Origin of the sequence: Haloarcula sp. Atlit-7R, assembly GCF_003666065.1 — an archaeon.
GTDB classification, from domain to species: domain Archaea; phylum Halobacteriota; class Halobacteria; order Halobacteriales; family Haloarculaceae; genus Haloarcula; species Haloarcula taiwanensis.
Genome location: NZ_QXIK01000007.1, coordinates 29,801 through 54,735 on the forward strand (window position 1 = coordinate 29,801; position 24,935 = coordinate 54,735).

The 24,935-nt window shown below is 59.0% G+C and carries 18 protein-coding genes and 1 pseudogene; 10 read left to right on the forward strand and 9 right to left on the reverse strand.

Annotated features, from left to right (window positions below; translation table 11 throughout):
• The first annotated feature begins 49 nt into the window (after positions 1-49).
• From D3D01_RS14620 to D3D01_RS14640, 5 genes are all read left to right on the forward strand, one after another.
• Entirely contained in the window at positions 50-2,899 is a 2,850-nt protein-coding gene (locus D3D01_RS14620) for a penicillin acylase family protein (RefSeq protein WP_121512680.1), read from the forward strand.
• Positions 2,900-3,028: 129 nt separating this feature from the next.
• Positions 3,029-4,276: an ABC transporter substrate-binding protein gene (locus D3D01_RS14625; RefSeq protein ID WP_101351508.1), complete on the forward strand. Its 1,248-nt coding sequence runs from the start codon at positions 3,029-3,031 to the stop codon at positions 4,274-4,276.
• 8 nt (positions 4,277-4,284) lie between these two features.
• Positions 4,285-6,309 carry an ABC transporter permease gene (locus D3D01_RS14630; protein ID WP_121512681.1) on the forward strand — a complete coding sequence of 675 codons (2,025 nt, stop codon included), beginning with the start codon at positions 4,285-4,287 and terminating at the stop codon, positions 6,307-6,309.
• Positions 6,302-7,066, forward strand: coding sequence for an ABC transporter ATP-binding protein (locus D3D01_RS14635; RefSeq protein ID WP_101351506.1), 765 nt, complete (start codon positions 6,302-6,304; stop codon positions 7,064-7,066). Before D3D01_RS14630 ends, D3D01_RS14635 begins: the two co-directional genes overlap by 8 nt.
• Positions 7,063-7,785, forward strand: a complete 723-nt coding sequence (locus D3D01_RS14640) for an ABC transporter ATP-binding protein (protein ID WP_014030882.1) — start codon at positions 7,063-7,065, stop codon at positions 7,783-7,785. The genes D3D01_RS14635 and D3D01_RS14640 overlap by 4 nt, the downstream gene beginning before the upstream one ends.
• Before the next feature lie 257 nt (positions 7,786-8,042).
• Here the strand turns inward: D3D01_RS14640 and D3D01_RS14645 are convergent, their stop codons facing one another.
• Positions 8,043-8,795: an IclR family transcriptional regulator gene (locus D3D01_RS14645; protein WP_121512682.1), complete on the reverse strand. Its 753-nt coding sequence runs from the start codon at positions 8,793-8,795 to the stop codon at positions 8,043-8,045.
• Between the two features lie 1,096 nt (positions 8,796-9,891).
• Positions 9,892-10,416 carry a TOBE domain-containing protein gene (locus D3D01_RS14650; protein WP_342764841.1) on the reverse strand — a complete coding sequence of 175 codons (525 nt, stop codon included), beginning with the start codon at positions 10,414-10,416 and terminating at the stop codon, positions 9,892-9,894.
• 37 nt (positions 10,417-10,453) lie between these two features.
• On the opposite strand from D3D01_RS14650, the pseudogene D3D01_RS14655 reads away from it, so the two are divergent.
• Positions 10,454-11,236 (forward strand): annotated as a pseudogene (locus D3D01_RS14655) (glucose dehydrogenase); the annotation flags it as partial.
• Positions 11,237-11,526: 290 nt separating this feature from the next.
• Here the strand turns inward: D3D01_RS14655 and D3D01_RS14660 are convergent.
• Both D3D01_RS14660 and D3D01_RS14665 read right to left on the reverse strand, forming a co-directional pair.
• On the reverse strand, positions 11,527-12,111 hold the full coding sequence (locus D3D01_RS14660; protein ID WP_121512683.1) for an HD domain-containing protein: 585 nt from the start codon (positions 12,109-12,111) through the stop codon (positions 11,527-11,529).
• Between the two features lies 1 nt (position 12,112).
• Positions 12,113-12,832 (reverse strand): EthD family reductase, encoded by a 720-nt coding sequence (locus tag D3D01_RS14665; protein ID WP_198560261.1) that lies wholly within the window; start codon positions 12,830-12,832, stop codon positions 12,113-12,115.
• A gap of 104 nt (positions 12,833-12,936) precedes the next feature.
• Here D3D01_RS14665 and D3D01_RS14670 point away from each other — a divergent pair, with 104 nt between their 5' ends.
• On the forward strand, positions 12,937-14,298 hold the full coding sequence (locus tag D3D01_RS14670; protein ID WP_121512684.1) for an NAD-dependent succinate-semialdehyde dehydrogenase: 1,362 nt from the start codon (positions 12,937-12,939) through the stop codon (positions 14,296-14,298).
• A 212-nt stretch (positions 14,299-14,510) separates the two neighbouring features.
• Positions 14,511-15,182 (forward strand): NADPH-dependent F420 reductase, encoded by a 672-nt coding sequence (npdG, locus tag D3D01_RS14675; protein WP_101351502.1) that lies wholly within the window; start codon positions 14,511-14,513, stop codon positions 15,180-15,182.
• Between the two features lie 130 nt (positions 15,183-15,312).
• Here the strand turns inward: npdG and D3D01_RS14680 are convergent, their stop codons facing one another.
• The 5 genes from D3D01_RS14680 to D3D01_RS14700 form a co-directional block, all read right to left on the reverse strand.
• The gene (locus tag D3D01_RS14680; protein ID WP_121512685.1) at positions 15,313-15,696 is read right to left on the reverse strand and encodes a PaaI family thioesterase; all 384 of its coding nucleotides are present in this window, start codon (positions 15,694-15,696) and stop codon (positions 15,313-15,315) included.
• A 161-nt stretch (positions 15,697-15,857) separates the two neighbouring features.
• Positions 15,858-16,862: an LLM class flavin-dependent oxidoreductase gene (locus D3D01_RS14685; protein ID WP_121512686.1), complete on the reverse strand. Its 1,005-nt coding sequence runs from the start codon at positions 16,860-16,862 to the stop codon at positions 15,858-15,860.
• 84 nt (positions 16,863-16,946) lie between these two features.
• On the reverse strand, positions 16,947-18,215 hold the full coding sequence (locus tag D3D01_RS14690; RefSeq protein ID WP_121512687.1) for a M24 family peptidase: 1,269 nt from the start codon (positions 18,213-18,215) through the stop codon (positions 16,947-16,949).
• A 113-nt stretch (positions 18,216-18,328) separates the two neighbouring features.
• Complete coding sequence (locus D3D01_RS14695) at positions 18,329-19,291, reverse strand: NAD(P)-dependent oxidoreductase (protein ID WP_101351498.1); 963 nt, start codon at positions 19,289-19,291, stop codon at positions 18,329-18,331.
• Between the two features lie 61 nt (positions 19,292-19,352).
• Positions 19,353-21,056 (reverse strand): thiamine pyrophosphate-binding protein, encoded by a 1,704-nt coding sequence (locus D3D01_RS14700; RefSeq protein WP_121512688.1) that lies wholly within the window; start codon positions 21,054-21,056, stop codon positions 19,353-19,355.
• Between the two features lie 1,165 nt (positions 21,057-22,221).
• On the opposite strand from D3D01_RS14700, the gene D3D01_RS14705 reads away from it, so the two are divergent.
• Both D3D01_RS14705 and D3D01_RS14710 read left to right on the forward strand, forming a co-directional pair.
• Positions 22,222-23,421 carry an ABC transporter substrate-binding protein gene (locus D3D01_RS14705; RefSeq protein WP_121512790.1) on the forward strand — a complete coding sequence of 400 codons (1,200 nt, stop codon included), beginning with the start codon at positions 22,222-22,224 and terminating at the stop codon, positions 23,419-23,421.
• Between the two features lie 185 nt (positions 23,422-23,606).
• Entirely contained in the window at positions 23,607-24,725 is a 1,119-nt protein-coding gene (locus tag D3D01_RS14710; protein WP_121512689.1) for a pyridoxal phosphate-dependent aminotransferase, read from the forward strand.
• Positions 24,726-24,935: the final 210 nt, after the last annotated feature.

Genomic DNA, 24,935 nt, shown 5'->3' on the forward strand with positions numbered 1-24,935 from the left:
AAGAAATGTCCCCAAATATTTATTAAATATCCGGGCTGTCGACTACGGGATGCTAGCACAGCACCAGCACTCGTGGCAGCACCTCTCGCGACGAACGCTTCTGAAGACAGGCGCTGCGGTTACCGGCATGGCCGGAATCGGTGCCATCGAGACGAAGCTAGCCTACGCGCAAGAAGACGATGCCACGGTCACGATACGACGAGACGACTATGGCGTCCCGCATGTTTACGCCCGCGACGCCGACAGCCGCGCACCGGCGTTCTACGGATTCGGATACGCAACGGCGGCAGACCGGCTTTATCAGCTCGAACTGTACCGGCGGTACTATCACGGGACTGTCGCGGCAGTCCTCGGTGCGGGCGACGAGGACACCGACTGGGTCCAGTTCGATATCGAGGCGCGGCGCAACACCGCCGGCGAGCCGTCACTGGACGAGCAGGCCGCTGAACAGTTGACGGCGGACCAGCGAGCGGTCCTGCAGGCGTTTACAGATGGTATCAACCGATATATTACCGAAGTCCGTGAAAGCGAGGAACTGCAATTCCATCAGGCCTTTCAGGAGCACGGGTTCGAGCCCGAGGAGTTTACCACGACGGACGCTGCCGGGATGTTCGTCGCCAGTATGGCGTATTTCAGCGGCTTCCAGCTCGAGACGCTCGGTGCGACAGTTCTCGACGCGCTCACCCAAGAAACCGGGAGCGAACAGCGTGCGATGGAGCTATTCGAGGACCTGCAGTGGGGCGACGACCCCGGTTGCCCGACCTCGACGGTCCAGCCATCGGATATCTACTCTCCTCCCTATACCGACGTGGGTGCGGAGCCAACACCCAACGTGACTGAGGGACAGGAGACAGACAGGGTGACACGTGGGGCAAGCGGTTCGTCTGTGCTGCCGAGCAATCTGGTGACTGGTGGGGAGTACACGCCGCCAGCTGACCCCGAAGGGATGCACGAAGGCGAAATGGAGCGGATGCGAACGATTGCGTCCGGACTCGACAGGCTTGGCCTCCCGATCAAGTACGGCAGCAACGCTCTCGCTGTCCAGGGTGACATCACGGCCAGCGGCGATGCGCTACTGATGGGCGGGCCACAGATGGGGTTCAACACGCCCTCGATAATGTACGAGGCGAGCCTGCACGGCCCGGACTTCGACATCGCCGGTGTCACTGTTGCGGGGTATCCCTTCATCATGTTCGGACACAACCGCAACGGGGCACTGACCTCGACTGCCGGAATCGATAATTGCATCCAGATGTTCACGGAGTCGATCACGACCAACTCGTCGGGGCCGGACACGTACTCCTTTCAGGGCGAGGAGTACGAGGTCGAAACGGCCGAACAGACAATCACCGTCGCTGACGGCGAGGACGTGACGTATACTGAACGGTTCACTCGCCACGGTGTCGTGACCCAGTGGGACCCTGACAACGGGGAAGCACTGGCACAGACGAAGTCATACGCCGGCCGGCATATGAACTGCTGGCGGGCCTTCTATGAGTGTCAGTTCGCGACGGACGCCGAGGAGTTCCGGGAATCAGCCCAGCGGTGTGACTATGCGTTGAACTTCATGTGGGCCGACAAAGACGGTGACATCGCGTATGTCCATCTCGGTCGGTACCCGGACAGCGAAGCGGTCGACTGGGACACTCGGTTGCCAGCCGATGGAACACAGTACGAACTCACGGCGTCGGACTACCTGCGCGCGGCTGACGGTGATGTGCCCTACGCAATCAACCCCGAGCCGGGGTACTCGGCACAGTGGAACAACAAACCCGCGCCTGCGTGGAACAACGGCGACCTGAGCTATTCGTGGTCGACCGACCACCGTGTGCAACGGATCATCAATCTAGTTGAGCAGCGGTTAGCACAGGAGGGAACAGTTGATTACGACTTCCTGAAGACTGTCGTCTACGATATCTCCTTTACCGACCTGCGTTCGATTCGGTACAAAGACCATCTGCTGGATGCGCTTGCGGACGTAGACCTTTCCGACACCGAACAGCAAGCACGCGACGAACTGGCCTCGTGGGACCACTTCGCACAGGCCGACGGCGAAGACAACGAGGGACGCCACTCTCCCGGGTACACCATCTGGGATGCGACGTTCCCGTACATTCTGGACGAGGTTTTCAGCGAGACGTTCGGGAGTGCCTACGGCCCGGCATCGTTCTTCCTCGGCTACGACTACGGTCGCGGCACCCTGATGCGGGTCCTCAACCCGGCGGAGACAGCACTGACGACGCAGGCAGAGTACGCGGATGGAGATATTACCGACGCGCTGGTCAGCGCGTTCCGGACGGCCGTGGGCGAACTCGCCGAGCAATACGACGGGGCCCCAAAGACCTGGCGTCGTGAGGCAGCACTCCATGAGTTCGACAATCTCGCGCTGTTCGGGATGCCTATCGGTGCCACATCCGCGGGGAACACGGCGCTGATGAACCGCGGAACTGAGAACCACGTCGTCCGGCTCAGTGACGACCCGGAGGCAGAGAACATCCTCCCGCCCGGGAACGACGGCTACGTCGCACCAGACGGCACCACTGGCGAGCATTATGCCGACCAGCTGGCGATGTTCGAGAATTTCGAGTACAAACAGCTGTTGTTCGCCGACGCAGCTATTGAGTCCGCCACAACCGAGTCCCGAACGCTGGCGCTGCCGGCAAACTCAACTGGCGCTGCTATCGGTAACACGCCGACGCCGGACGGCACCGAGACAGACGAGGGTACTGCGGCGAGCGGCGCAACGACTACCGATGAGACGGAGAGCGCGGACACAGCAACGGGGACGCCTCCCGTGACGGACGCCAGTGGACCCGGCTTCACGACACTGACTGGGGCGACAGCGGTACTCGGGACGACGCTGGCGTGGCTGTACAGACAAACCGACACCACCAGATAGTCACCACCGCAGTGGGAAGCAGGAGTCACGAGCCGGGACACCACAGCTACTGACCCGCTTGAACGGCGCGATACGCGCTGACAGGGGCAAGGCTTTAATACGATTTGCTTAACAATAGATAATAAACCTATGTCGAGCGAAGGTACTTCACCAGACCGTACTGTAGGAATCGCCCGGTCACGGAGACAGTTCCTCGCCGCCGCCGGCGCGGTCGGCGCGCTTGGCCTCGCCGGTTGTCAGGGTGGCTCAACAGGTGGTGACGCGGCAGTGACCGTTGCGAGCCTGAACCCGATGACTGGCCCGTTCAGTTCTCTCGGACCGGGCCAGCGCACTGGGGCTGAACTCGCTGTAACGGAGATAAACAACAACGACGATTACGACTTCGAGTTCGAGTTGGTGACGGGCGATACAGAAACCGAGGCCGGGGCTGCACAGTCCGAGGCACAGCGCGTCGTTCAAGAAGAGGGAGCAGAGTTTGTGTTCGGTGCGATATCAAGCTCCGTTGCACTCGGGCTGAACGACTTTGCCGCTCAGTCGGAGCATATCTACTTCCCCGGCGGCGCAGCCGTCCCGATCACCGGGTCTGCCTGCAACGAATGGGTGTTCCGATTCGAAACGAACACCGCACAGATTGCTGAGGCCATTTCAGCGTACTCAGTCAACAATCTGGGGACCAACGTCTGGTTCCACTACGCGGACTACGCGTACGGCGACTCGGTGTACAACCGTACCAGCAGGCGCATGGCGGCCGCCAGCGACGACTACACCGAGGTCGGGACATCAACGTCCGAGCTGGGTGCTAGCAACTACGGCTCGTTCATCACGCAGATCAGCAACTCTGACGCCGACGTGGTCGTTCTAGGGATGACCGGTGGTGATCTGGTGAACTTCACCAACCAGGCCGCGGATCAGGGCCTCACTGACCAGATCGCTGTTGTCGGTCCGACCCAGACGTTCCAAAGTGTCCGTGCCGGGACCGGGTCGAACAGCGTCGGCACATTCGGCGGCGCTCGGTACGACCCTTCGCTCGACACCGGTGACAATCAGGCGTTCGTTGAGGCCTACGCCAGCGAGAACGACCGTGAGCCAGGCAACTTCGCCCGCGTTGGCTACGACTCGCTGCGGTTGATGGCCAAAGGAATGGCCGAGGCCGGAAGCACTGAACCGGCGGATGTCCGAGACGCCCTCGAAGGTGGCACGTTCACGACAGTACTGGGAGACATTACCCTTCGAGAGAGCGACCATCAGGCCACGAACCCGACGTGGATGGCGAAACTCACCGAGGGCGACGGTGACACAGCGGATGTTGAACTCCTCGACCAGGTCCCAGGGTCGGAGACGCTGCCACCAGCCAGTGACCTCGGCTGTGAGATGTAGGTAGTACAATGGTCGCTGCCGACTTCATCGAACAACTGCTGAATGGCCTCACCCTTGGGATGGTTTACGTCCTGCTAGCCGCCGGACTGTCAGTCATTTTCGGCGTGATGGACGTGATCAACTTCTCCCATGGCGAACTGTTCGCACTCGGTGCGTATTTCGCGCTGACCATCATTGCGCCGTTCGGAGCGGGGACTGGATTCTGGGTCGCGATAGTGGTTGCCCCGGTCGTCGTCGGTCTCATCGGTGCCGCTATCGAGCGAACGACTGTCCGGCCGTTATACGGTCGGGACCCGCTGTATCACATTCTCCTGACGTTCGGGCTGGTGCTCGTGATCAACGACGGCATCCGTCTTATCTGGGGGACACAGCAACGACAGCTAGCTGTCCCGGCGTACCTGAGTCGCCCGGTGTCTATACTGGGCGTTCAGGTGTCCGTGTATAACTATTTCATGATCGTCTTTGCGGCGTTGCTCGCGGTTGTGACGTGGTATCTGCTGAACCGGACAAAGTACGGGATGATTATCCGTGCCGGGTCACAGGACCGTGAGATGGTTCGTAACGTCGGGATTGATATCGACCAGTACTACACGCTGGTCTTTGGCGTCGGTGCGGCGCTCGCTGCCGTCGCCGGGATTGTCCTTGGCGGCTACCAGAACGTAAACACCGGCATGGGCAACAGCGTCATCATTCCGGCGTTCGTTGTTGTCGTCCTCGGTGGCCTCGGTAGTTTCAGAGGGGCTGTCTTCGGCGGATTGCTCGTCGGGGTCGTCCAGACACTGATGCGGGCCTACAGCGGGACTGTCCTCGCCACGTTCGGTGAGACGACGCTGAGCGTTCCCAATCTCGAAGGGCTGACCGTGTACCTGCTTATGATCGCGGTGTTGCTCGTCAAACCGCAGGGACTGTTCGGAACCCGAGGTGAAGAGTCAGAAAGCGAAGGCGAACTTCTCGTCGGCGGGTATGGCGGGGTACTGGCAGACAGTACTCGGGTCCGACTCGGCGGTATCGCCGTCGCCGCACTCGCAGTCGCGCCAGTGGCGATTCTGCTCATGGGCGATCAGTACTACCTTGTCGTCCTCAACGAGATCCTCATCTGGGCTATCTTCGCACTGAGTCTCGATATCGTGATGGGCTATGCTGGACTGGTGCCGCTCGGCCACACGATGTTCTACGGCGTCGGCGCTTACACCGCCGCGCTCGTGATGTTGCACTACTCGCAGTCGGTTTTTGTCGTGTTACTCGGGGCGATCCTCCTCTGTGCCCTCTTGGCCTGGATCGTTGGCAGCCTCTCTATTCGAGTTTCCGGCGTGTATTTCGCGATGATTACGCTGGCGTTTGCGGAGTTACTCTACAGCGCTGTGTTCAAGTTCGACTTCACCGGTGGGAGCGACGGTCTGCTCGGTTTTGAGGCCTTCCTCGGACTCGGTAGTGTCGGGGCGTCGCTCTCGAACATTGAGTTCGGGCTCCTCGGGTACGAAGTCGGACAGCAGGTCGTGTTCTACTATCTCGCCCTGCTACTTGCTGTGCTCTCGTTCCTGTTCGCTCGGCGAATGATGAACGCACCGTTTGGCAGTGTTCTGCAGTCGATCCGGGAAAGCGAAGAGCGGGCGGAGTTCATCGGGTACGACGTCAACAGATACAAGCGCCGAGCGTTTGTCATCAGCGGCGGTATGGCTGGACTGGCCGGCGGGCTCCTCGCCGCCAGTCCGTCAACTGTCATCATCTCACCGGACCAGACACTCAACTGGATCCACTCAGGGGAGGTCATCGTTATTGCGCTGTTTGGCGGAATGGGGACACTGTACGGTCCCATGATCGGCTCCGGTGTCTTCTTCGGTGCCGAGGAGTTCCTCTCGTCGTACACCGACCAGTGGCGGCTTATCATCGGGACGATGTTTATCCTGTTCGTGCTGTTCGTCCCACGCGGTATCGTATCGATTCCGTCTCTCGTCGCACAACGGCTGGAGACGGCCAACAACGCGGACGGTCCTGTCGACATGGATGAGCCGGAAGTGAGAAGCGATGACTGAGACTGTACTCGAAACGGACGGACTGACGAAGCGGTTCGGCAAGCTCACCGCCGTTGACGACGTGTCGCTGTCGGTTGCCGACGGTGAGTTCAGGAGCGTTATCGGGCCAAACGGGGCCGGGAAGACAACGACGTTTAATCTCATCACTGGGGCGCTATCGCCGTCAGCGGGCGTCGTGCGGTTCAAAGGTGAGGACATCACTGACGTCGCGCCACACGAACGGGTTGGCCGCGGACTGGGCCGGTCGTTCCAGATTACGAACGTTTTCGGCGGCCTCACCGTGCGAGAAAACGTGCGGCTGGCAGCACAGTCCGTCCACAGTGACGAGATCAATCCCAGCGAAGCGCTGTTCCGTGACAAGAACGGCTTCGACGAGATCACGGAGCAAACCGGGACGGTGCTGGAACAGATCGGGCTCCAAGACAGGGCTGACGAGCACGCTGAGGCTCTGGCGTACGGCGACCAGCGTCGCCTCGAACTGGGTCTCGTACTGGCGACAGACCCGGATCTTGTCATGCTTGACGAACCAACTGCTGGCATGAGTAGCGAGGAAACACAGGCCACAATGAATCTTATCGATGAAGTCCTTTCAGACCGGTCGCTGATGCTTATCGAACACGATATCGACCTTGTGATGCGTGTCTCGGACCGGATTACTGTTCTGACGCGCGGCGAAGAACTCGCAAGCGGGACGCCCGAAGAGATCGCAAACAACGACGACGTCCGCGATGCGTACCTCGGTGGTGTTCGCGAATGACCGACCCGCTACTCTCCCTCGAAGACGTCCGGGCTGGATACGGGATGACTGAGGTACTACAGGGCGTCTCGATGGATGTCGAACGCGGAAGCGTCGTGTCGCTGGTCGGGCGCAACGGCGTCGGCAAGACAACGACGCTACGGTCGATTGTCGGTAACATCACCCCGACAGGTGGGTCAATAACGTTCAACGGCGAGGACATCACGACACGCAACTCCGAGGCGACGATCCGGAGCGGCATCGGGTTCGTTCCCGAAGAGCGACGGATCTTCCCCGAGTTGACCGTCCGAGAGAACATCAGAATGGGTGAAATCGGTGCCGAGTCGCCTGACGGGCCGTCAGTCGACGACGTACTGGATATGTTCGAGAACCTCGCGGAGCGAGAACACAAGGACGGATCGGTCCTTTCCGGTGGCGAACAGCAGATGCTTGCGGTCGGCCGCGCTCTGACTGCCGACCCGGATCTGTTGTTGCTTGACGAACCGACGGAAGGGCTCGCACCCTATGTCGTCCGGCAGATAGAGGACCTTATCCTCGAACTGAACGAACAGGGTATCACGGTGCTGGTCGTCGAGCAGAACATCCCGGTCGCATTGGCGGTCTCGGAGTACACGTACATTCTCGAAAAGGGCGAGATCGTCCACGAGGGGACTGCGGCGGAGATCCAGAACAACGAGGACGTACTCGACAGACACCTCGGCGTCGGTGTCACTGACTGACTATGGCGACAATCGCCGGGCACGACCCGATCCCCGGTCACTAGCCGTATAGCGCAGGGCCCCGTTCGAGACGGGGCTTACCGACCATAGTTCGAGCCCCATGCACCGAGCGGTAACGACCACTAGAGTGTCAACACATCACACAGTCAGTTCTATTCTATTGAATCGGCTTCTATTGTGCTATAGCGTTGTTCCGAAGGGATTCGAACGGTCTCACAGGTGTCTTGCCCAGATCAGTGGTGTTCGAGTCAATAGAACTACTGATACGAGAGATTCACCTGTAGCTCGCCGGAGATCCCACGGATAAGGTCGGTCAGTTCGTTTTCGATGCGTTCCGAGTCCAGCCGGTTTGCCGGTCCTGAGACACTGATGGCACCGTACGTGTTGCCGGCGTTGTCTACCAGCGGGGCACCGACGCCGGCTACGCCTTCGAGGAACTGGTCGATTCCGTAGGCGACGCCGCGGTCCTGAATCTCGTCGAGTTCTGCTACGAGTTCCTGCCGATCCCGACCGTCGGGGAGGGGGTAGTCGTAGCTTTCGAGGATTGTCTCCCGCCGGTGTTTCGGCAACACTGAGAGGATTGCCATGCCTCCAGCGAGCCTGTACAGTTCGGTGTACTGGCCGATCTGTGAGTTTGTCTGAATCGCCCGACTGCCGAGCGCTTTGGCCAGGAAGACCGCCTTTCCGTTCTCTTTGACGATCCACCACGCTTTCTCGTCGGTTTCGTCGGCTATCTCGTTCAGTTTCGGGGCGACCTCCTGGTACATTTCCTGTCGCTCGCGGACTTTCATCCCGATATCCAGAAACCGCAAGCTCAGCCGATACGCCTTGTTCTGGTCCTGGACGACGTAGCCTCGGCTCTGGAGTGTCGAGAGATGAACGTGGACTGTGCTCTTGGGCATCTCCACCCGCTCTGCCAGCTCAGTGACGCCGAGTGCCTGTTCCGTTTTCAGTGCTTCAACAATGTCTAGCACCCTTCCGGCGGACTCGATCGGGTCTTGTCCTGTCATACCAGTATATTTGGCTAAATGATTATAAAATCATTCAATCAGTTTGAACTCTATGTCCGGAGACTGTGTTATCAGGTGTATTCCCAGTGGCATCGCGACGACTGCAGCATGATATACCTACCCAAAACTCGGCAATCCAGCGACTCTCCTAAATTCCGTCCGTCCGTTTACGTACCTACTGACCACTATATTGCCACTGAGAAACGGAGTAAGGCGGCGTCGTCGCGGTGCTCTAATGCCGGCCGATGCAGATGTCGGACGGTGGCACTTGCTGTACACCAAGATGTTCAATCAGCTTGAACTCGGCCGCAGCATACGAAATACAAATGAGAACATAGCGAGGATAGCAGCGTTACCGGGACTAGTCCTGTCACGGTCTCCCAGTCCGTTTCGATTCGCCCTATTCGTGCTCAGCACTCTCCTTGCACCACCGCAATCACTTCTCGTATCGCCTCGGTACTGGTCTGCACTCCAACGCCGACACTATCACCTACGGCCGGTAACTTTCAGGCTGATTCTGAAATAGATAATAGATGTACGCCTGTTATCCTATGGCTGTATCTCTGAGGTATGCGCGCTCCAGAGCGCAGTGCAACCATCCGGCCTACAGTGAGGGTTGTTCACAGGTGTTGAATCTCAGTCAGGGTTACATCTGTCTCTCCACTGCTCCCGACGCCTAATGAGACGTGTAGAGCAGTCGACGACTCCGATAATATTTGTCCGCCTGTTATCTGATGGCCATGTGGATGTCGTATTACGAAACACAGTGCCGTTGCGGTACTGACCCTCTACAACGACAACAGTTCATATAGCAAGTGACTGCGCCTCGCTAGCTACTTCTGGTGACTGCGTGAATGAATTTCACATTACGAAACTAACTCCCACACCCGCTCGCAGAGCGGAAATATTGAATACTGAGCAAGCACGTCTCAGACCATCTCGTCAGCAAGCCCTGCTCACAGAGCCGTCAAAATGGGTCGGTTCCGCGCTGGTCCTCCCAGTGGCTCCTTTGGTATTCTTCCGGCTGTCACTGCCACTGGTACCCTTCTCGGGTATTCTCAAGCCACGTTCTATCGGGCGTCGCGGAATGAGAAAATCAGGCTGCAACCGGACTCTCTTCGTCGATTTCCGTTTCACTGTTCTTGATCGCAGTGCCGGAGTCCGCATCAAACAGATGGATGACCTCCTCTGGGAACCGCAATCCGACCGTGACGCCATTCCCGAGGTTTGCTCCATCCTCGACGGTGACCGTATACTGCTGCCCGTCGATCGTCACGTATACATGAAACAGGTCCCCAGGTGACTCGACGACGTAGACGGTCGCGGTAACGGTCTGCTCCGGGCCAGTCGCGGGGCTGAGCTGAATATCTTCAGGCCGGACACCGACGATGACTTCCTCGTACCCGTCGAGCTGGGCGGCGGTCTCAGCGGACAGCTCGTAGGTAAACTCCTGGTGCACTAGCGACCCGTCCTCGACAGCGGCAGGAATGAAGTTCATCGAGGCCGACCCGATGAACCCGGCGACAAACCGATTGGCTGGACGGTGATAACACTCCAGTGGCGTTCCAACCTGCTGTAACACGCCATCGTCCAGAATAGCGATACGGTCGCCCATCGTCATTGCCTCCGTCTGGTCGTGAGTAACGTAGATCGTTGTCACGTCGAGTCGGTTCTTCGAGAACAACGAGCCCGATATGGCTCCACCAGGTGAGTATGTCGAAAGGGGGATTGAGAGGGCGCACGGCTACATGGCCGAGTACTTCACCACACCCGCATCGTTTCTCGTCCCGGTCCCGGAATCGCTGGCGGATGTCGGATTTCTGGTCGAACCGATCAGCAATGTCGAAAAGGCACTTGAGCTGGCACAGCGTTCCAGGTCGACCTTCGAGTGGCAGGATTCTGCCGGACTCGTCCTCGGAAACGGACCGCTAGAACTGCTCACATTGGCGATGCTTGTAGACCGGTGTGAGCGGACGTACTGTCTCGGCCGTCGTGAACGGCCGGACCCGACCATCGACATTATCGAGGAACTGGGTGCCACCTACATCAATTCTCGATAGACGGCCATCGACGAGATACCCGATGTCCACGAGCCGATGGATCTGGTGTTCGAGGCGACGGGGCACGCAAAACACGCGTTTTCGACGGTCGAGGCACTCGGTGCGAACGGAGTCGGCGTCCTCCTCGGCATCCCTGAGGACTGGGAATTTACTGTCAACGGTGGGGCGCTTCACAGGCAGTTGGTCCTCCAGAACAAAGCGTTGCTCGGGAGCGTGAACTCCAACGTCCGGCATTACAAACGCGCTCGCAACACACTCGGCGAATATCCGGACTGGTTCCTTGCGTCTATCATGACGACCCAGTGCTCGGTGTCGGGGTTTGCAGACGCATTCGAAAAGTCGCCGGATACCATCAAATCGTACATCGAATTCAGCGCATAAGCCGCAGCATACCCTCGATATGTGTATATACACTCGAAAGAGTGGTATTTCTCCGCACTTCATCATAGATAATTGTCTTAATCATTTTTTGATGAAGATTTTCGAAATCAGGCTCCTTTAGAGATATTTATGGCAAGAAATTATTGATATATGGGGGCATCTTTGGTATACTTAGACGTAAATGCTGGTTGGAGACGTAGAAATCTATTGAAAATTAAAAATGAAAGCCCCCGTAGGGACTAGTTTCGTCGGTCGACGCTGTGGCAGAGTGCTATCGTTCGCGCCAGTGGCTACGTCTGGGAATACTCATCGACCCACTCCTGCAGCGTGATGCCCATCGTTGACTGGGTAATCGCGTTCGAGGACGCGGAGTTCGCACTCTTGACGAGTTCGGCTTCCAGTGTCCGCGTCGGGATCTCGCCGATAAAGTGCGGAATCGCTCGTTGGACCGCCAGCGGACAGCCGACCTCGTGTGCGAGTGCATAGCCCGACAGGGAGTGTGGGACCTCTTCGGTTGCGTATTTCGGGTCCGGGTCGAGTAGCTTCTCGTCCTCGACGAAGTCGACGTATTCGTAGCACTTTCCGACGTCGTGGAGTAGTGTGGCTGCCACGATGACGTCCATATCGGGGTCGGCGCCGTGGAACTCCTGCTGCTCGATAGCGGATCCCCGTGCGATTCTGGTGACACCGCGGACGTGCCTGACGTTGGTTACTTCGTGGATGTTCCAGGCGTAGGGGATATCCGTAATGTCGCGCCAGCCACCTCGGTTGAGCGCGAGTGCCCACGCCTCGATGACGTTGCTGCGGAGGCTGTCCGACGAGATGTAGTCGAGTTCCGGGAACGCCTCCGTGACTTGCTCCTCGTAGTCGGGCATACTACCCCTCGTCCTTGACGAGCTGTTCCTGGCCGATAAACCGGGGCCGCTCGTCGATAGCCAAGAAGTTATCCACGTCCTCGCGGGCCGCTTTCGCTTTCCCTCTGTCAGGCGCGTAATCCCGCGACCCTTCGCTGCCGAGCGCGTCGTATAGCTTCTCGAGGTCGTCAAAGTAGAGTTCGGCGACGCCGTCGAACTCGGCGTTCTCGGGGTCAGTGGGGATGACCGTATTGTACCTAACGACGCCCTCTATTTCGCGCGCGATCGGCGTATGGTTGGTCTGCCAGTAGTCGACGAACTCATCGTGTGTCATGTCGTCCTGCCGGACGAGAAACGCCGAGTGCTTGTAGAGGCCGTCGGTGTCGCCGTCGACCTCGTCTTTCTGGACGATCTCTTCGCCGATAATACGCGGCCGCTCCTCGACAGCGAGGAAGTTATTCACGTCCTCGCGGGCCTTCGCGGCGATTTCCTTTGTTGGGTCGTAATCTCGGGACCCAGGACTGCCCAGCGCCTCGTGCAGGTCGTCGAGCGTCTCAAAGTACAGTTCCGCTACGCCGTCAAACTCGGCGTGTGCTGGTTCTGTTGGAAGAACTTGCTGGTAGCGAACCACGCCTTCGATGTCTTTCGCGATTGGCGTGTGGTTGGTCTGCCAGTAGTCGACGAACTCCTTGTGAGACATGCCCTCCTGTCTGACTAGCAGGGCTACATGCTTGTACATCATCAGCACATTTCTGACCTATGAGTATAAAAACTACCGCTGTCACCTGTCAGGAAATTTGGGTCAGTAAAGATTAATGTATCCGTGACGCCGAACACTGAACCAATATGGAGGCAGTCAACCCCGCTACGGGCGAGCGCCTAGACGTGTACGACCCTGATGATGACGACACAGTCGAGCGAAAGCTAGACCACGCCACGTCGACGTTCGAGGACTGGCGTGAGGTCCCGCTGCGCGAACGGGAGGAGTTGCTTGAAAACGCCAGCGATGTTCTACGGGAGAACAAACAGCGGTACGCTGAACTGATGACCCGGGAGATGGGAAAACCAATCACGCAGGCCATCGCTGAAGTTGAAAAGTGTGCGTGGGCGTGTGACCATTACGCCGAATACGCACACAAGTATCTCTCCGATGAACACCACCCCAGTCCGCCGGGAACGGAGGTAAAGACGGTCCATGATCCGCTCGGGCCCGTGCTAGCAGTGATGCCCTGGAACTATCCGTTCTGGCAGGTCATTCGCTTTGCCGCGCCCTATCTCACTGCCGGTAACGTGGGCCTGCTTAAACACGCCTCAAACGTCCCCGGGTGTGCGCTCGCGCTCGAAGAAGTGTTTGCCGAAGCCGGTTATCCTGACGGCGCTTTTCAAACGCTGTTGGTTGGATCCAGTAACGTCGACAGCATTCTCGCAGACGACCGTGTCCGCGCGGCGACGCTGACCGGAAGTGGTCCCGCCGGGCGTGCCGTCGCCGAAACCGCCGGCAAGCACCTGAAAAAGACTGTGCTGGAACTCGGCGGGTCTGACCCGTTTATCGTCCTCGACGATGCAGACCTCGATGCGGCCCTCAAGACTGGAGTGCAGGCACGGACACTAAACGGCGGCCAGTCCTGCATCGCCGCCAAGCGATTTATCGTTCACACAGATGTCTATGACGAATACGTTGATCGGCTCGTCGCTGCCTTCGAAGACCTCACTGTCGGCGATCCGATGTCCGAAGAAACCGATATCGGCCCGCAGGCCGACCCTGACCTCATGGCCGAACTGCACGACCAGGTACAGGAAAGCGTCGACGCTGGTGCGACGCTGTTGACCGGGGGCGAGCCGCTTGCCCGGACCGGAGCGTTCTACCCGCCGACAGTACTGACTGCTGTCCCGTCTGGGTGCCCCGCCGACACAGAGGAGATGTTCGGACCAGTAGCGACCGTGTATGAGGTTGCCGATGCGGATGAAGCGATTACGGTCGCAAACGACACCCGTTTCGGGCTGGGTGCAAGTCTCTGGACTTCGGACCGAGAACGCGGCCAGCGTCTGGCACGAGATATTTCCGCGGGCTGCGTCTACATCAACGAGATGACTAAATCGGACCCGCGGGTCCCGTTCGGCGGCATCAAAGACGCCGGCTACGGCCGTGAACTCTCGGAGATTGGTATCAAAGAGTTTGTCAACAAAAAGACGGTCTGGGTCGAATAACTGCCGGGGTTTGCGACTGGGTCATACTTCTCTTGCTGGCGTGCCCGGTTTTACGGCTGTAGTAGCCATTGACAGTCAATGTACACCCGAGCGCACGGCTGCAGTGTGCTCGGTATTAATTGTTTCAATTGTTACTGCAGTATCAGGGACGGTCGTCAGCGATTTGTGTGACAGGACAAAGCTTCTTGTTTCAAGGGGCGTTATGCGGGCGCATGGAGTTAGCCATACTTGGCGGTACTGGTGATATCGGTGAGGGACTTGCGATGCGCTTTGCCTCCGACACAGACCACACGATTACCGTCGGCTCGCGGGACGCTGCAAAAGCCAGCGAGCGAGCCAGAGCGTACGAAAAGCGATTGTCCGCTCACGATGTTGAGACTGAAATCAGCGGAACTGACAACAGCAGTGCCGCGGCTAGCGCAGACGTGGTTATCCTGGCCATTCCGCCACATCACGTCGGCGATACAGTCGAAGAACTAACTGAAGATAACGTGCTTTCGGATCAACTACTCATCAGCCCTGCTGTCGGGATGAGCGGCGACGGAGATGGACTTCACTACCGACCGCCGTCGACGGGAAGCGTTACCGAATTTGTCGCACAGCGGGCCCCTGAATCGGTTCCAGTGGCGGGCGCATTCCACAATCTTGCGGCGGACCGGCTGGCGGATCTAGAGGCCACGCTCGATGTGGATACGCTGGTCGTCGCGGACGATCCGGCGGTCAGTGACCGCGTCGTGACGCTAACTGCTGACCTCGCGGGCGTCCGACCGATCCCTGCTGGCCCGCTTTCGAACGCCGCGGAAGTCGAGAGTCTGACGCCGCTGCTCATCAACATCGCTCGATACAACGAGGGGATGCACGATGTCGGTGTGACTTTCAATTAGACGCCGGCAACGTTCTGTCCTCCGCCACGGCTCAGATAGTAGCGCCGCGCGGTCGATTGCACTCTTGCTTTCGACGTCTCTGCAAACCGCCACACTCAGACATGGGCCTGTTCACTTGCCGCAGCTGAGCTTAGCCTGTCTTGTAGACGCCGCGTGCAGTCGCGACCTGTGCACCGTCTTCGGCGTACACCTCGACACTGACGACGCCAACGTCTCCACCGTGCCGAATCACGTCCGCCTCCGCTCGGAGGTCCCCTGTCCCGGCTTCGAGGTAATCGATGCGCATATCGATGGTCGGCACCGGCTGTTCGACGAGGGACACAAGGGCGGCCCCACCAACAGTGTCGGCGAGGGTGAATGTAACGCCGCCGTGGGCCATTATCTGCTCCTCGTTCCAGGACAGTTCCTCGCGCATCTCGATGTGGCCTTCGGCGTGCCCGTTATCGACGGTTGTTATCTCGATATCGAGCAGGTCGGCAAACGGCATGTTCTGGAAGAATGCTTCGATATCCATACTCATCAATTATGTTCCCCACCTGGGGAAATAAGTATTGGTGTTCACCGGGTCCAAAACCCACGGGCGATACGCGGATAACTGCTGGTGCGCGCTGTCACAACCCTCTCCGCCGGACTGTGTCTGTCCTCTCTGCAGCCACCGACACGGTCTGGCAGTCTCTAGCTGACCTTCGGTCGCACCTCTTCACCCAGCCGCCGGATGCACTCGGCCATTTCCTGCGTTCCGGTTCCGGGGTGGTACGTCCGGAAAATGAAATGGATGTCATCCCCCAGCGCCTCCCGGTACGTTTCCAGTTCGGCCGCGACTTGGTCGGGTGTCCCGAAGAGAGCCTGTTCTTTGAGTTCCTGTTTGCGGTCGTCGTCCAGTTCCGGAACCGCCTCGCCTGAGAATATCTCCTCGTACCGGCGCTGGATGTAGAGGTAGCCGTCGCGCATCTGCTCCCATGCGTCTTCGCGGGAGTCACCGACGAACCCGTGCTGGAGGACATACACTTGAAAGTCGCCCTCGATTTCCTCGTCGTCACGGACGTGCCTGATATCCTCGACACGCTTCCGGACGCCATCGACTGACAGCGACGACGGGGCACACCATGCGTCAGCGGTCCGGGCGGCCCGCCGGACGGCAGGTCGCGACGCCCCACCGAGCATGAGAGGAACATCGTGTGCTGGCTTCGGTGTCACAGTGACATCCGATGAGATGTCGTGGAACTCCGGCTCGTAGTCGAGCGGTCCGTCAGACCAAGCACCGCGAAGCGTATCGACCGTATCGGCCAGCCGGTCAGCCCGCTCGTCGTCGGGAATCCCGAAGGCATCAAACTCGGAGACGTTTGACCCGATTGCCAGCCCGAGGGTAGTTCGGCCACCGGAGATCTGATCCACCGTTGCGATATCCTCGGCGAGCCGGATTGAGTCATACAGCGGCGCGAGTGCGATACAAGAGCCGATTTCGATATTATCGGTGACTGCAGCTAACGCCCCGAGTGCCGGTGTGACGCCCGATAGATAGTCGTCATCGAGGAAGTGATGCTCTGAGACCCAGGCGCTATCGAGACCTGCGGTGTCGATAACTGCCCCCAGTTCGAGCATTTCGTCGTAAATGTCACTGGTTTCGCGGTCGTCGTCCGGGCGCTGCTGACAGGTAAACAGGCCTGTTCCCAGTTGCATACCTCTCAATTACGACGCGACCGACTTAATGGTAGTGACGCGCTGGCAATCGGACAGTGCGTGAGACCGGCTGGATACTGCCAGTCAGTAGTCGATTCGAGTAATCTCCGAAACGGGCCACTCACTGAGGATCTCAACGCCGTTCTCGCGGACAACAACCATCTCTTCGACGCGGACGCCCTGCCGTTCCGCGGGTTGCATCGTCTCGACAGCCATCGTCATGCCCTCCTCGATTTCAATCGGATGGTCCGGTGAGAGCCCGCGCCAGATGAGCGGCGTCTCGTAGAGCTGTAGCCCCAGCCCATGCGCCCAGTGGTTGGTCGTCATCTGCCAGAACTCGTCGGCGTCGTACCAGTCCATATGCTCGCCGTCTCTGTCGGGGAAGCCCTTGCAGATCTCGTCGGTCGTGGCCCCCGGCTCGATCCGTTCGAGGACGTCATAGAGGTCGTCACGGGCCTTCTCGTAGGCGTCTTTCTGTGCCTGCGTCGGTTCGCCCATGCTGAACGTGCGGTAGTAACAGGAGCGGTAGCCCAGATAGCCGATGTTGTAGAAATCAGCGTACACGAGGTCGTTCGGTCGAATCACCCGGTCGGTCGTGTTCGCCTGATGTTTCGGCCAGGTGTTCGGGCCAGAGGTCACGTAGCCACCCTGGGCCATTGCGCCGTGCCGCCAGAGTTCGCCGACTGCATCACCCCAGACTTCAGATTCCCGCTTGCCCGGTTTTGCACTCTCAGTAATCCTCTGGAAGCCTGCCTCACAGATGGCAGCGACCTGTCGCAGACACTCGACCTCGTCGCGGGTTTTGGTCTTCCGCGCGTCGAGCATAATGTCAGTCGCCGCGCTGGTGTCGACATCGACGCCACGGTCCTCGAACTTCTCGATGAGCGCCCCGTTGCCCACGTCGATGCCCATCGGCTCCCGGTCGACACCGTACTCTTCCATGGCGGTGTACACCGTCTCGGCCATCTTGTCTTTGAGCCAGTCGCGCGCGGCAGCGCTGCCCGACGCCCGAGGAACGTTGCCGAGTCCCGGACAGGCATATCGGATGTCGTCGAGCCAGGGACAGTTGAACCGCTGGTTCGATGCGTGGTCCGCAGTGTCCCAGTGGACGACATCGCCGTCTTCGGTCAGGAGCGTGTAGTGGTCCGCCCCGCTCCCGCCGGTCATCGCCAGCCCGGTGACGTACCGGACGTTCGGGTCGTTGATCAGCAGCATCGACCCGAGTTCGGAATCCCGCAGTCGGTCGAGAGCTCGTTCTTTGCGTTCGCGTCGCATCCGCTTGACGTCGATCCGTTCTTCCCAGTCGACGGCCATGGTGCCACGCGTTCCTTCCATGAAGTCGCGCTCGTACATCACGTAGGCGTACAGGCAGGTCCCTAATCAAACACTGGGGTCACTCTGGAGCACTGAGCGAAACGCGGGCGAACCCACGGGGTGCAGTACGCTTCGACGGCGGGACTGGCGTTTCAGAGCGGTTCGAGGCCGTTCTCCTCCCGGAGCGTGTTGATGTACGACCGGAACCCGGATTCGAGGCCGTACTCGACCTCGTAGCTGAAGTCTTGCTGCGCAGCGGTCATATCGAGATTCTGGGTCCAGGGGAGTTCGCCCTCATCAGAGACCGACAGGTCGGCATCCGGGACGATTTCCCGGACCGTGTTGGCGGCTTCGCGGATCGTCGCGAGGACGCCGCGGACGTTGTAGATGCGCTGGCTGAGATTGTCCTCGTCGACGAACGTCGCTTTCCGGAACGCCTGTGCGATATCGCGGGCGTGTTGCCAGTCGATTACCTGATCACCGTACTCGACGCTGAACGGTTCGCCGAGTGCCGGCTTCTCGATGATGTTTGCGAGGAACGCCGACCCTCCGGTTTCGCGGTAGGGGCCGTACGCCACAGTCGGGCGGAGTCCAACGTGGTCAACATCGTAATCCTCGTGGTAGACACGGGCCTGATGTTCGTTGTACTCTTTTGTCGCGCCGTAGAGCGTATCAGGATAGACGAGTTCGTTCTCATCGACGTAGTCGGCGGCGTAATTATGTGGCGGCGCGTACACCGCCGCGCTGGAAGCCCATGTGACGCGCTCGATCTGGTCGTCGAGGGTGCGTGCAGCCTCGAAGATGTTGTTGGTCCCCTTGATGTTGACATCGAGGCCAGCCCGCGGGTTGTCCCGTGCCGTGTTCGTCAGCAGTGCCGCGAGGTGCACAATATGCGTCGTCTCCGTCTCTTTGACGGCACGAATCACGTCCGTCGCCTCGGAGACATCACCGCGCCGGATAGTCACATCGTCGGCGACACCCAGCTTCGAGAGGATGTGGTCGTCCGTCGAGAGGTCGTAGGCGACGACGTCGTGACCGTGTTCGATGAGGTCCTCGACGACATACGAGCCGAGGAAGCCGGTTCCGCCGGTGACGAGTACTGTTGTATCTGTCATTGTTGTATCAATGTGTGTTCCGTAGTTGATTTATATTCTTTGCTAAACCATGCTCGGGACTTCATTCGTGCAGCCCGCCGACTTCCTTGTAGAACGACGACTGGAGGGACTCGACCATCTCTTCGTCGCGGTCGATGCGAACGTCGATGACGAACGGGACATCGGCGCTGGTTCCTTCTTCGAGTGCAGCCGACAGTTCAGCGGGCGTTACTGCCCGCGTCGCATCAGCGCCGAACGCCTCGGCTGCCTTCACGAAGTCAGTGTCGTGGAACTCGACACCAGCGATGTCGCCCGCCTCGTGTTGCATCTGACGGACCATGCCCAGGCTGGTGTCGTTGAGGACGACGAACGTGGGCGCGACGCCGTTCTCGACGGCTGTCTCCACGCTGGTCATCGTCATCGTGAAGCCACCGTCTCCCGCGACGGCGATGACATCTTTCCCCGTTGTGATGGCGGCGGACACCGCGGCCGGCGTTGCCCATCCCATCGCGCCGACGCCACCGCTGCCGTAGTAGGTCCCGGTGTCCGGTGTCTGAAGATAATTGAGCAACCAGAATCGGTTGTTGCCCGAGTCGGCGGTCACGATGGTCTCCGAATCAACCACTGCCTCGATCTCCTTGACCGCCCGCTGTGGCTTGATTGGCGACGCGTCCGACTCACATCTGGGGGCGTAAAACGACTCCTGCGCCGCGGCCGCACGGTCGTGCGCCCAGTCGTTTCCAGCGCTTTCGGGGAGGTTCGCCGCCAGGTCGTCGAGACTGTGTGCCGCATCACCGATGAGTGCGACATCTGCGGGGTAGACCCAGCCGGCGTTGCGCGTGTCGATGTCTGCGTGAATAATAGTTTGCTCGTCAGGCCGGATGAACTCCGGGGACTGCCAGTTCGTGTCCATCGGGTTCATGCGACAACCCACGACGAGGAGGACGTCTGCCTCGCTGACGACCTGATTTGCGCCCTCGTGCCCGAAGGAGCCGATAACGCCCGCAGCCAGGTCGTGGGTTTCGGGGAACGTCGACTTGCCCAGATAGGAGGTAGTGACGACGGCATCAGTCGCCTCTGCGACAGTTTCGAGCTGGTCGTAGGCGTCGGCGGCGTGAACGCCGTTGCCGGAAATGATGACCGGGCGGTCAGCTTCGCTCAGGGCTGTTATCGCTGTCTGGACGTCCTCGTGGGCCGGTCGCGAGTCCCAGTTTTGCACCTGATCGTGGCCGTCCCAGACCGGTGGAATCGGGTCGTCGGGCATCTCCTCGGTGACGGCGTCGCCGTCGAGGATTATTGCCGTTGGCCCGGGCCGGCCGGCAGTCGCGTGTTTGAACGCGAGCTGGAGGCTTCGTACCGTCTCTGTCGGTGAGCGCGGGAACCAGTTTTCCTTGGTGTAGGCATCGAGCGCTGACGGGAGGTCCAGCCCACCGTAGTCACCGCGAGCCTGCTGATACGGCGCGAGCGTCGAATAGTCGCCCCGCTCGCTGGCCTCGGTAATGACGACCATCGGTGACGAAGCCAGTTTTCCTTCCATCTGGCCGATTGCGCCGAGGCTCCCGATCCAGGGACCTTGTCCCGCGAGGACCCCGGGGTCCCCGGTGAGTCGTCCGTGCATCTCGGCCATGACGCTGGCTTCCCGCTCATCGCGTGGCCGGACCATCTCCACATCGGCATCCGGGACGTGGTCAAGAATCTCGATGGCGCGACCACCGGGATATCCGAAGACGTACTCGACGCCTTGCTCGTCCAGTTCTTCGACAAGGCGCTTTCCTGTGTCAGTCATACGTAGTAAATTTGGCTGTCATTATCGATCGTTGCGTTACGTCTCACTGTGGGTCACTCCCAAGATATAGAGTTTGGGGTGCAAAGGTACAGCAGCTATGGCTGCATGGGGGGCTCGGGTCCCTGCGAAACCAACTGACTTGCTGTGCTGTTCAAGTAATTCGATCATGAGATAGCACTGGAATCTGGGAGCATCACTCACTTTGGATGCCTGTAACCTCTGTTTCTCTCAATAGAACTGTTCTACTGATTCGAATAGGGCTGCTCCCATCATATGAATAGTAGAATATTCAGAAAAAACGAGAGAAACTGGACGAATTGTCGGAAAACCCTCTCTATTCGCCTGTACCTCTTGTGTAGACAACCTGTACTCCATAGCGTTGGATACGGCCGCTGACTGATTACAGTGGTACTGCTGTAACAGTTCCTGCGCCACAATCGGAGCTGCTGTTACAAACATATGAATGTAATAGTAGTGCGAACGTAGGCCCGTTTTATACCATTCAGCTAGTTTAGGTATATCCCTCAATGAATTGGCTTTCGGCGGCGTAGACATACCCACTCTTCGAGGTCACAGTGTGCGTGGGCCCTAGCTGTTCGAGTAGCTCGAACTGGCATCACACTACAGCCGGTTTATATACTAACGTCGTCCGGATAGTTGGCTGTCCAGTTGGAGCGTGACCACTGCGCGCCGAACCTGAGACTATCCACCGATGCGAGAACTGTCATGCATGCTGAATATCGACAGTCAACCGCGGGTGAGCGATTGGACACACGAATCCGCGGTGTGTCGAATACGTGCCTGTGAGGGTCGAGATTGCACTGTACCGGTCGGAAGGTGTTGCGACGCCCTGCCGTCGACACCGTTCGGAAAGTTCGAACGGGTATCCACTCAGACGTGGCACGTACTGACAGTATGGCACGAGCAGTTCAGACGAGAGTGTTTCGACTCTCTGTGCGTCTGGTATCGGACAGGGATTGCCCGCAGCGAGGGACAATACAGTAGCGCAAGCGGAACAGTCGGGAGTGGCTGTGCCTGACTTAGACCCTCTCGAGGCCCCTTTCGTCCCTGTGCAGACTTGCTACGGTTCATAATAACGTTTATCACGAAAGATTGTGTCATGGCGAGTGTTGCGATGCACGATACAGTCAGCCGTCGAACTGTCATGAAGAGCATTGGTGCCGCAGGCGCTGTCGGACTCGCAGGCTGTTCGACAGACGGTGGGAGTAGTGGCAACACCATCAGCATGGGCATCCTAATGGGGGTAACGGGTGGGCTGTCCGAAGTAGGCCCCGCAATTCGAGATGCAGCAGAACTAGCTGTAAAGCAGGTCCGAGACGCGGACAACGGGTTCGCAGTCGATACGCAGTTCGAGAACACGGAGACCAAGCCGAGTCGGGGTGTGAGTGGTGCAGAAGCCCTCGTGAACGCCGGGTATCCGATGATCTGCGGGGGACTGGCGTCGTCAGTGACGCTGCAGGTCGCCGAGAACGTTGCCATCCCGAACCAGACGGTTATGTGTTCACCATCGGCGACGTCGCCTGATGTTTCCTCGCTCGAAGATAACGACTTTGTGTACCGGACACCGCCAACGGACAAGCTGCAGGGGTCGCTGCTGGCACAGATAGCGGCCGAACGGCTTGAGAAAGAGAGTTCAGCCATCCTCTTTCTCAATAACGCGTACGGGAACGGCCTGTCGAACGGCTTTACCAAGACGTTCGAGTCGGAGTACGGCGGTGAGGTGCTGAATCAGGTCTCGTACTCGGCGGGTCGGTCCTCCTACACCTCACAGTTGCAAAACGCTCTTGATGGCGACCCGGGAACGCTCGTGATCATTGGCTACCCCGAGAGCGGGAACAAAATCTTCCGGAACTTCTACGAGAACTTTGACAGAGCGGACATGGATATCCTGGTCCCAGACGGACTCAGGGCCGATGACTTGCCCGGGAACGTGGGACACGATATGACAAACGTCCGCGGAACCAATCCGTCCTCGGCCGGTCCGGGAATCGAGTACTTCAGGTCGGCATACGAGGAGGAGTACGGCTCTGCACCGGGGCCGTTCAATCAGCAATCGTTCGATGCTGCGGCAGTCCTCATGCTGGCACGCGCAGCAGCTGGTGAAGATGACGGGACTGCAGTCCGGGATCACATGCGGGCAGTCACAGACGCCGGTGGCGAAACGGTCGGCCCTGAAACCCTGGGAGAGGGCGTGTCGCTTGCGGCCGAAGGGACCGAAATCAATTATCAGGGAGTCTCAGGCCCAGTCGAGTTCGATGACAATGGTGACCTCGCCAGCGCCGTGTACAATTACTTCAGGTACACAGAGAACGGCACAGAAAACATCGAGCAGGTCGAAGTCTAACGGAAACGTCGCTGGGCTTTCTCACTCACAATTACCTGTGTTCCAGGGGCGGTCATCTCGGACGATGGTGTGACACAACCGTGACTCAGGTCGTCCTATACACGGTCTCTGTGGCAGGACTGGTGGGATAGTCATTGTCAGACAACCGAAAGACTATAATCAAATACCGTTATACTCATGAACTGATGTCTCAGTACGCAGCACGCGTCGAAGCGATGGATATCAGTGGCATCCGTGAAGTCTTCGAGGCGGCAGGCGAAGACGCAATAAATCTGGGTCTCGGCCAGCCTGATTTTCCCACTCCAGAGCACGCTCGGGAGGCAGCGGTGAGTGCGATTCAGGATGGGATGGGTGATTCATACACCTCCAACAAGGGGATTCCAGAACTCAGAGCGGCTATTAGTGACCGCTACGCCACCGACAACGGGCAGGACATCCCGCCCGAAAACATCATTGCTACTGCCGGGGCAAGTGAGGCAATTCACGTTGCAATCGAGGCCCATGTCCGGCCAGGCGACGAAGTGCTTTGCCCTGACCCCGGATTTCTGGCCTATGAACAATTGGTCTTACTCGCCGGCGGCGAACCAAAGCGGGTCGAACTCAGGGACGACCTGACACTCGACCCCGCCGCCGTTGAGGATGCCATCACGGAGAACACGTCGCTGTTTATCGTTAACAGTCCAGCGAACCCTACCGGCGCGGTGCAATCGAAGCGAGACATGGCAGAGTTCGCGCGGATCGCGGACGAACACGAGCTTATCTGCCTCTCCGATGAAGTCTACGAGAAGATTGTCTTCGACGGTGAACACCATTCGCCGGCTGAATTTGCCACCTCTGATAGGGTAATCCAGGCCAGCGCGTGCTCGAAAACGTACTCGATGACAGGCTGGCGGCTCGGTTGGGTAGCGGCCAGTGCAGAGCGAATCGAGCGGATGCTTCGAGTGCACCAGTACGTGCAGGCGTGTGCCAGCGCTCCCTCACAGTACGCTGCCGAAGCGGCGCTTACTGGTCCGCAGGAACCGGTTCGAGAGATGGTGTCTGCTTTCGAGGAACGACGAAACGTTCTCCTCGATGGGCTGGAGGATATCGGCCTCGACACGCCGGTGCCGAAGGGGGCGTTCTACGCGATGCCTCACGTCCCAGACGGGTGGACCCAGAAGATGCTGGACAACGATGTCATCGTGGTCCCTGGCGAGGCGTTTGGGCCGAGTGGACGGGGACAGGCGCGAATTTCGTATGCCACGAGTACAGCTGAACTGAAAGAGGCGTTGGAAGTGATGCGAACGGTCACGAATTCGCTGTAGGGTGCCGTTGGCACTCGTGCTCGACTGTCCCGTCCGACGAGCGGCGTCACATTTCTCGTCGCGGGCGTCTGCGTCCGTGTCGGTGTCTCTTTTGCTACGCCACCTGCAAGAGAACTCCGCTGGATAAAGAGAGAATGACCTCTCTTGCCATTCGTTGCCATGTGTAATGTTAGCAAGAATTTGGGGCACAGCTTCGGTTCCCTCGGATTC

What these genes read in the sequence shown, in the direction of transcription:
- D3D01_RS14645 (WP_121512682.1), bottom strand. Translation starts at nt 8,795, where the DNA reads ATGACAGGACAAGACCCGATCGAGTCCGCCGGAAGGGTGCTAGACATT.
- D3D01_RS14670 (WP_121512684.1), top strand. Translation starts at nt 12,937, where the DNA reads ATGGAGGCAGTCAACCCCGCTACGGGCGAGCGCCTAGACGTGTACGAC.
- D3D01_RS14665 (WP_198560261.1), bottom strand. Translation starts at nt 12,832, where the DNA reads ATGATGTACAAGCATGTAGCCCTGCTAGTCAGACAGGAGGGCATGTCT.
- D3D01_RS14635 (WP_101351506.1), top strand. Translation starts at nt 6,302, where the DNA reads ATGACTGAGACTGTACTCGAAACGGACGGACTGACGAAGCGGTTCGGC.
- D3D01_RS14690 (WP_121512687.1), bottom strand. Translation starts at nt 18,215, where the DNA reads ATGTACGAGCGCGACTTCATGGAAGGAACGCGTGGCACCATGGCCGTC.
- npdG (WP_101351502.1), top strand. Translation starts at nt 14,511, where the DNA reads ATGGAGTTAGCCATACTTGGCGGTACTGGTGATATCGGTGAGGGACTT.
- D3D01_RS14680 (WP_121512685.1), bottom strand. Translation starts at nt 15,696, where the DNA reads ATGGATATCGAAGCATTCTTCCAGAACATGCCGTTTGCCGACCTGCTC.
- D3D01_RS14700 (WP_121512688.1), bottom strand. Translation starts at nt 21,056, where the DNA reads ATGACTGACACAGGAAAGCGCCTTGTCGAAGAACTGGACGAGCAAGGC.
- D3D01_RS14640 (WP_014030882.1), top strand. Translation starts at nt 7,063, where the DNA reads ATGACCGACCCGCTACTCTCCCTCGAAGACGTCCGGGCTGGATACGGG.
- D3D01_RS14630 (WP_121512681.1), top strand. Translation starts at nt 4,285, where the DNA reads ATGGTCGCTGCCGACTTCATCGAACAACTGCTGAATGGCCTCACCCTT.
- D3D01_RS14710 (WP_121512689.1), top strand. Translation starts at nt 23,607, where the DNA reads ATGTCTCAGTACGCAGCACGCGTCGAAGCGATGGATATCAGTGGCATC.
- D3D01_RS14695 (WP_101351498.1), bottom strand. Translation starts at nt 19,291, where the DNA reads ATGACAGATACAACAGTACTCGTCACCGGCGGAACCGGCTTCCTCGGC.
- D3D01_RS14625 (WP_101351508.1), top strand. Translation starts at nt 3,029, where the DNA reads ATGTCGAGCGAAGGTACTTCACCAGACCGTACTGTAGGAATCGCCCGG.
- D3D01_RS14620 (WP_121512680.1), top strand. Translation starts at nt 50, where the DNA reads ATGCTAGCACAGCACCAGCACTCGTGGCAGCACCTCTCGCGACGAACG.
- D3D01_RS14685 (WP_121512686.1), bottom strand. Translation starts at nt 16,862, where the DNA reads ATGCAACTGGGAACAGGCCTGTTTACCTGTCAGCAGCGCCCGGACGAC.
- D3D01_RS14660 (WP_121512683.1), bottom strand. Translation starts at nt 12,111, where the DNA reads ATGCCCGACTACGAGGAGCAAGTCACGGAGGCGTTCCCGGAACTCGAC.
- D3D01_RS14705 (WP_121512790.1), top strand. Translation starts at nt 22,222, where the DNA reads ATGAAGAGCATTGGTGCCGCAGGCGCTGTCGGACTCGCAGGCTGTTCG.
- D3D01_RS14650 (WP_342764841.1), bottom strand. Translation starts at nt 10,416, where the DNA reads ATGACGATGGGCGACCGTATCGCTATTCTGGACGATGGCGTGTTACAG.